Annotated in this window: 6 protein-coding genes; 4 read left to right on the top strand and 2 right to left on the bottom strand. The window is 41.1% G+C overall.

Features of this window, described 5'->3' with window-relative positions; translation table 11 throughout:
- A partial coding sequence (locus tag VB797_RS34590; protein WP_323242334.1) for an EVE domain-containing protein occupies positions 1 to 411 on the bottom strand: 411 nt, incomplete at its 3' end.
- Positions 412 to 676: 265 nt separating this feature from the next.
- On the opposite strand from VB797_RS34590, the gene VB797_RS34585 reads away from it, so the two are divergent.
- The gene (locus VB797_RS34585) at positions 677 to 1,423 is read left to right on the top strand and encodes an SIMPL domain-containing protein (RefSeq protein WP_323242333.1); all 747 of its coding nucleotides are present in this window, start codon (positions 677 to 679) and stop codon (positions 1,421 to 1,423) included.
- A gap of 53 nt (positions 1,424 to 1,476) precedes the next feature.
- On the opposite strand, the gene VB797_RS34580 is transcribed toward VB797_RS34585, so the two are convergent.
- On the bottom strand, positions 1,477 to 1,836 hold the full coding sequence (locus VB797_RS34580; RefSeq protein WP_323242332.1) for a single-stranded DNA-binding protein: 360 nt from the start codon (positions 1,834 to 1,836) through the stop codon (positions 1,477 to 1,479).
- Positions 1,837 to 2,204: 368 nt separating this feature from the next.
- Between VB797_RS34580 and VB797_RS34575 the strand changes: the two genes are divergently transcribed.
- The 3 genes from VB797_RS34575 (at position 2,205) to mreD (ending at position 4,826) form a co-directional block, all read left to right on the top strand.
- On the top strand, positions 2,205 to 3,212 hold the full coding sequence (locus VB797_RS34575) for a rod shape-determining protein (RefSeq protein WP_323242331.1): 1,008 nt from the start codon (positions 2,205 to 2,207) through the stop codon (positions 3,210 to 3,212).
- 106 nt (positions 3,213 to 3,318) lie between these two features.
- On the top strand, positions 3,319 to 4,128 hold the full coding sequence (mreC, locus tag VB797_RS34570; protein WP_323242330.1) for a rod shape-determining protein MreC: 810 nt from the start codon (positions 3,319 to 3,321) through the stop codon (positions 4,126 to 4,128).
- Positions 4,125 to 4,826 (top strand): rod shape-determining protein MreD, encoded by a 702-nt coding sequence (mreD, locus tag VB797_RS34565; protein ID WP_323242329.1) that lies wholly within the window; start codon positions 4,125 to 4,127, stop codon positions 4,824 to 4,826. Before mreC ends, mreD begins: the two co-directional genes overlap by 4 nt.
- Positions 4,827 to 4,961 lie beyond the last annotated feature (135 nt).

Genomic DNA, 4,961 nt, shown 5'->3' with positions numbered 1-4,961 from the left:
CTTGTTAAGAACTGCTAACTCTAGCAAGCGCTGCCAATGTTCAGGTAAAACTGGAACTATTGATAATCTTGGCAGACGTAATAAATCAAAACCTTTCATATTTTCGTCTTGTTTGATTTGATTGAGGGTTATTGGTTGGGGTAATTTTCGTACTGCTCGTATATCTATAACTAGTCTTTTAAGATCGTCTAATTTTGGGTCGGGATATGCAATACTCGCAACTTCTGCAATTCCGATAATACTGCGTTCTTTACCAGTATGGTAAATGAATGCTTGTTCTCCGGTCTGCATTGTCCGCATATTTTTGAGAGCAAGAGCATTTTTAACTCCATCCCAGACTGCAATAGTTTCTTTTGATAAATCAGTATAAGAATATTCGTTCGGTTCGGTTTTTAATAGCCAATTCATAATATAGGAATCCGTTTTGAATAATTCTTAGGAAGTAGGGAATGGGGAACAGGGAATAGTTGGGTGTAATGATTTTTTGTTCTCTGGGCAAACTTTATTAAATCAAATAAAGCATTTACGAGTTATCTTTTCCTCCTATTGCCTATTTCCTACTCCCTTGAAGTTTTAATTTTTCTAAATTTATGTGAAAAACAGGAACATTCAAATTCAGTAAATACTCTAGGGTAAAGTTATTCAATATAATAATTTCATTAGGAGTCAGAATATGATGAATACTATAAAAACCTTTGGCTATAAATGGCAAGGTTACAAAAATTTATGGAAAACTCTGCCGATCGCATTGTTTGTTAGTGTTGCTTGCGTTCAACCTAGCTTGGCAGAAGAGAAAATAATGTTAAGAACATTGACGGTGACGGGACAAGGAACCGAAACAATTCCTACAACTTTATCCAAAGTCAGTTTGGGAGTGCAGGTTCAGGGGAAGACAGCGAATGTTGTACAGGAAGAAGCGGCTCGTAAGTCTAATGCAGTCGTGACGCTACTCAAATCGCAGAATGTAGAGAAGTTAGAAACCACTGGCATCCAACTCAACCCAATATACAGCTACAAAGATAATGTGAGGCAAACTCAAGGTTACGAAGCTACAAATACTGTAAGTTTTCGCGTTCCCACCGAAAGGACTGGTAAATTATTGGATGAAGCGGTAAAAGCCGGTGCAACGCAAATTAATAGCGTTCAATTTGTAGCTACCGAAGAAGCAACAACTCAAGCACGTCAACAAGCACTTAAAGAAGCGACTCAAGATGCTCAAAAACAAGCCGGTGCTGTCTTGTCAAGCTTGGGCTTTACATCAAAGGAAATAGTTAATATTCAAATAGATAATGCTTCCACACCAGAACCAATTCTGTATCGAAGTGCAGTTCCCGCAGCAGCAATGGCTGAAGCTGCACCCACTCCTATAGTCGCGGGGGAACAGGAAGTGGGAGCATCAGTTACATTACGAATTAGTTATTAGTCGTTTCTAAGACATTAAATAGCCAGCAACTAGTTAATAATACTAGTAACCAACTAAAAATGTTCTGAACCATTGTTCATCATGTCAGCTTCAGTATCTCGCCTGGAGCCTAATAGCTCTAGGTCGTCCACGATAATAACTGGTGAAGAACGAAGTGCGCCGGTAGTGCGATCGTTCCAACTATCTAATTTTAAGGAACCTTTGACGGCGATTTGTTTACCTTTACGCACGTAATTATTAGCAATTTCTGCCGTTTTCCCCCAAAGTTCGAGGTTAAACCAGTCTGGCTCGCTATCTTTCTTACGACGATTGACGGCTAGTGTTAATCTACATTTCATCGTACCGGACTCAAAATATTTCATGTCGGGGTCGGTACCGACGCGACCGACGAGGTGGACTACATTAATACTCATAGGCTTGAGCTTTTAGTACTAGTGTACTTTTGAATTGTAATTTCCATAATAACGGATTAGAACACATTTGAGATAGTGTTAAATAATTAACAATAGATTTTGTCAAATAGATGATAAAAATAACTATACCTAAATTGCGAAAGCATACTGATAGGTTTGCTCAAACAAAGAATATAAAATTCAAAGGGGTTGGGAGATGGTAAAGATTAGGAAAAGATATATAAAAAATTAGTCTGCTTTACTAGACTCAAGTCAAAAAAAATAATAGAATCCAGCACGATTCAGTATTTCGGAAGTTGTAAAAATAGCGAGAATAGGGGGCGTAAATACGCGTGGGTCTTTTCAGTAAGTTTTCCTTGTCGCGAGATATGGGTATCGACCTGGGTACTGCCAACACTCTCGTTTATGTCTCTGGCAAAGGTATTGTACTCCAAGAGCCGTCAGTTGTTGCCATCGACCAAAACGAAAAGGTTGCGCTAGCTGTCGGAGAAGATGCGAAGAAAATGCTCGGTAGAACTCCTGGAAATGTGATTGCCGTGCGTCCTTTACGCGATGGTGTAATTGCTGACTTTGATACTGCTGAGTTGATGCTCAAGCATTTTATTCAGAGAGTTAATGGCGGTAAGTCCCTGGTTTTACCTAGGATTGTAATTGGTATCCCTAGCGGTGTAACTGGGGTTGAAAGAAGGGCTGTAATGGATGCTGCATCTCAAGCAGGGGCTAGAGAAGTTTATTTAATCGATGAACCCGTAGCAGCAGCAATTGGGGCAGGGCTGCCAGTAGCTGAACCTACTGGTAACTTGATTATTGATATTGGTGGTGGAACCACTGAAGTCGCAGTATTGAGTCTTCAAGGTACAGTACTGAGCGAATCAGTACGTATTGCTGGAGATGAGTTAACCGAATCAATTGTCCAGTATATGAAGAAAGTTCATAATCTGGTAATCGGAGAACGTACAGCAGAAGATATCAAGATTCGGATTGGTTCTGCCTATCCGACTCATGATGATGAAGAAGCGATCATGGAAGTTCGCGGTTTACATTTGCTTTCTGGTTTGCCCAGAACAGTGACGATTAAAGGTCCGGAAATTCGTGAAAGCATGGCTGAACCACTTTCAGTTATTATTGAAGCGGTGAAGCGGACGCTAGAGCGTACACCTCCGGAACTAGCAGCAGATATTATTGATCGCGGTATTATGCTTGCTGGTGGTGGTGCTTTGCTCAAGGGTATAGATACTTTAATTAGTCATGAGACTGGTATCGTAACGCACGTTGCCGCCGACCCTTTGAGTTGTGTAGTATTGGGTACTGGTCGGGTGTTAGAAAATTTCAAACAGTTAGAACGGGTATTCAGCGCACGTTCTCGCAATATGTAGGTTCGATGAAGCTCTATAGGGTATTGGGTTCTTTATAGAATCCGATATCTTCTTATTAAGTTATTAAGTATTTATTAAGTAAATTTTCTGCTATAGGTCGGTTTATATGTTTACTGCACGTCGCTGGTGGGAGCGTTTTGGGTTACAGTTAGGGTTGTTAGGGTTAGTGGTTGGTGGTGCTTTAGTAATCCGCCAAACTCAAGGTGAACTTTTGGTTGAGTTTTACGACGGTATTACTCATCCGCTTGAGGTGTTTCAAACCAAGCCGGATCGAGCAGAATATCTCAAGGATGCAAAAGTACAGGAACTGCAAGCCAAAATAGTTGATTTAGAAAGTCAGAATAAGAATATCAAAGCTTTACTAAAATATGTAGAAAAAGAACCAAAAAATGCACCTACCATTCCGGCTCGCGTGGTTGGACGTAGTGCAGACAATTGGTGGCAACAGGTAAGTTTAAATCGCGGTAGCCTTGAGGGAATTCAGGAAGGTTACATAGTCAAGGCTGAAGGTGGTTTAGTTGGGTTGATAGACAGCGTAACTCCCAATACTAGCCGCGTCTTGTTAATTAGCGATATGAATTCGCAAGTAGGGGTAAATATCAGCCGCACTGGAGCCAAAGGTATTTTACGAGGAGATGGTTCTGTGGATGCGGTATTGGAATTTTATGAAAAAGTGCCAAACGTGAAACCGGGAGATGTGGTTTCTACCTCAACTTACAGTTCTAAGTTTCCCTCCGGTGTACCTATAGGCAAAATAAAATCATTAGATTTAAAAAGACTTCCCGCATCAGTTGCGACAATAGAGCTTTTCCCACCGATTCGCTCGCTTGACTGGGTAACAGTTAATTCTAAACCACCTGTGGCAGAACCCGAAGATGCAAAGTTAGGAGTTAACAGTAAGGTTACAGGTCAATGAATATTCCCAAATTTCAGGTGAGGAAAAAGCATTCTGGACAGCCCCCATTTCGGGCAAAAAATAAGCATTCTGGACAACCTCCATTTCGGGCAAAAAATAAGCAAACTTCTGGACAACCTCCATCCCGACGCAAAAAACCGAAGAAGTCGCTCAAACCTCTTTCTCGCTGGAATCCTAGCTTACGCCAGATTGCAGATTGGGCGATAATTACTGGGTCGGTATTGTTATGTTTATTTCTGTTACCAAATCGCTTTCCCGGTATGGAATTGGTGGGAATTACGGCTAACTGGCTATTAATTTGGGTTGTGGCTTGGAGTGTTAAGCGTTCGGCTTTTCAAGGCGCTTTTGCTGGTATCGTTTTGGGGTTGCTGCAAGATGCCATGACCTCATCCCAACCGACCCATGCTTTAAGTTTAGGTTTGGTAGGTTTTCTTATTGGTTTGTTTCAAAAACAACGTTTTATTCAAGAAGATTTTATTTCTATTGCCCTAATCGTCTTCGGGATGGCTATTTTATCCGATACGATTTTCGCCTTGCAGATTATTGCCAAGGGTACCGCTAACTCAGATGTGATTTGGGCTTATTACCAAAAGGTAACTCTTGCTTCGGCGATTCTCAGCAGTCTTTGGGCCCCTGTGGTTTATTATCCTTTAAATCGCTGGTGGCAACAGTTGAAGTTAGCTGAACAATCATCTTAACTGGGAATAGTTAGGAGTTATTGGATTTTAGATTTTGGATTATGTCCTACCCTTCCCTACGGGACACCTTGCGGTGAACGGGAACATCTTCGATGAACGGACACACTTCGTGAATGGATTTTGGATTGAATGTTA

Source organism: Rivularia sp. UHCC 0363 (genome assembly GCF_034931125.1).
Classification (GTDB): domain Bacteria; phylum Cyanobacteriota; class Cyanobacteriia; order Cyanobacteriales; family Nostocaceae; genus Rivularia.
Note: the sequence above shows the minus strand (reverse complement) of the source record. Positions and strands in the feature narration are given on the sequence as shown.